Origin of the sequence: Nodularia spumigena CCY9414 (genome assembly GCF_000340565.2) — a bacterium.
Taxonomy (GTDB): domain Bacteria; phylum Cyanobacteriota; class Cyanobacteriia; order Cyanobacteriales; family Nostocaceae; genus Nodularia; species Nodularia spumigena.
This window is the reverse complement of sequence record NZ_CP007203.1, coordinates 3,334,117-3,335,868: the sequence shown is the minus strand read 5'-3', so window position 1 is coordinate 3,335,868 and position 1,752 is coordinate 3,334,117. Positions and strand designations below refer to the sequence as shown.

At 43.1% G+C, this 1,752-nt stretch carries 2 protein-coding genes; both read right to left on the bottom strand.

Annotated elements, in window-relative coordinates; genetic code table 11:
* Positions 1-249 precede the first annotated feature (249 nt).
* On the bottom strand, positions 250-834 hold the full coding sequence (locus NSP_RS14485; RefSeq protein WP_006198790.1) for an Npun_F5749 family FMN-dependent PPOX-type flavoprotein: 585 nt from the start codon (positions 832-834) through the stop codon (positions 250-252).
* Positions 835-1,057: 223 nt separating this feature from the next.
* Positions 1,058-1,752, bottom strand: a 695-nt coding sequence (locus NSP_RS14480; protein ID WP_044482769.1) for an amidohydrolase, incomplete at its 5' end; no start/stop codon positions are given.

Below are 1,752 nucleotides of genomic sequence, written 5' to 3'. Positions count from 1 at the left end.
GAAAGTGATTTGTTAAAAGATGCTCCCTTGTGTAGCCTCAGAGATAAAGCAATTCAAGAATTTCTCGATGGTGCAGGAATTTAAAGAGGCAGGGGGGCTGGGTGCTGGGTGCTGGGGGGAGAAGACGGTAACTTCCCAATGACCAATAGACATCTGATTACAAATAATGTAGAGACGTTCCATGCAACGTCTCTACAAGGGTGATGAAAGACGCATATTTAAATTCGTTCGATGACTAATGACTAATTACTAAGGATTAATTTCTTGGGTAGACCACTCTTCTTGCTCATCGCGGCAGTAAATTCGGCGATTTTGTGGTTCACCCCGCAATTCTAAATGGTCTACTTCCAGGGGGTCGAGTAGCAGTAGGCAAAAATTCGGCACTGGCTGGGCGGGATTAGGTGGTGATGGCTCAAAGGCTGCTGGTTTATCTACTCTGGGTTTACCAGGATCAGGCCAAGCAAATTGTAAACGCGCTGCATCACTTAATTCTTGCCAAATTTTGATCCGGGCTGGTTGGAAAATAGGGTGAGAATTATCATCTCTAATTAAAGTTAAGCAGCCAGAAAGCCGAAATTGTTCTCGCGTGTTGGGGAAGTACCAACAAATCTCTGCCCAAGGTTGTTGTTGTATTTGGTCAACTTTATCACTACGGGCATCAGTAATAAATTTTAACTGGTTGCTATCTTCCAGAAAACCACGAAAAACAACGGTACGGTTAGCAGGACGATTATTTTCCCGGACTGTTGCTAGTTGTAGGTAACGGGCATAAGCTAGGCTACGATTACGATGCAACGCACGAGCGATCGCACTCCGCCAAGGAGCAATAGACATTATTCTAATTACCTACCATTGTAATCTTTGCTGCTTAACTTCTAAAATATCTCAATAATCCTCAGTAAACGCTTTTCGTAACAGCGAATGGGGCATAAACTGATCATACTTTTGCAGTTCGAGGGCTTCTTGCTGTTTGAGCTAAATATTCTGCGGTAATTATTTTCTCACACAGTGAAACAAGTTCTGTTGGCAGATGTTTAAATTTATGCGGTTCGTTTTTTCAAAACTTTGCGTAAGTCCTGTTTAAAAATTTCTCTACACTCCGAACAAATATTTCCACACCCATTGCTAAGGCAGTTTCATCAAAATCAAATCGGGGATGATGATGGGGATAGGCTAAATTTTTGGCAGGGTTGGCAGATCCGAGGAAGAAATAACAACCAGGGACTTCTTGTAAGAAAAATGACATATCTTCACCGCCCATAGTTTGGCACTCTGGGACGATACCGATAGGGGTTTCAATCACTTCTTCTGCTACTGACTTCACCAGTTCTGCTATACCCGCATCATTGATGACTGGTGGATAAAGACTCCAGTATTCTAAGTCATATTTTGCCCCATGACTTTGACAAACTCCGGCGATGATTTGCTCAACTCGCTGGTTAAAAAATCCTTTTAAATCAGGGTTAAAGTATCTGATAGTACCACTCATGCGGGCTTGATCAGCAATAATATTCAGCTTCGTTCCTGCATGAAGTTCGCCGACTGTTACCACTGCGGAATCAATGGGGTTGACGTTACGGGCTACAATGGTTTGTAGGGCATTGACAATTTGGGCAGCAACGATGATAGAATCAATGGTTTGATGAGGCATAGCACCATGTCCACCTTTACCCAAAATGGTGCAGTTAAAGCACTCTACAGATGCCATTAACGCCCCAGGACGGACACCTACTGTCCCTAATGGCAAATTAT

Coding starts and splice junctions, on each gene's coding strand:
- NSP_RS14485 (WP_006198790.1), bottom strand. CDS start 834: ATGTCTATTGCTCCTTGGCGGAGTGCGATCGCTCGTGCGTTGCATCGT.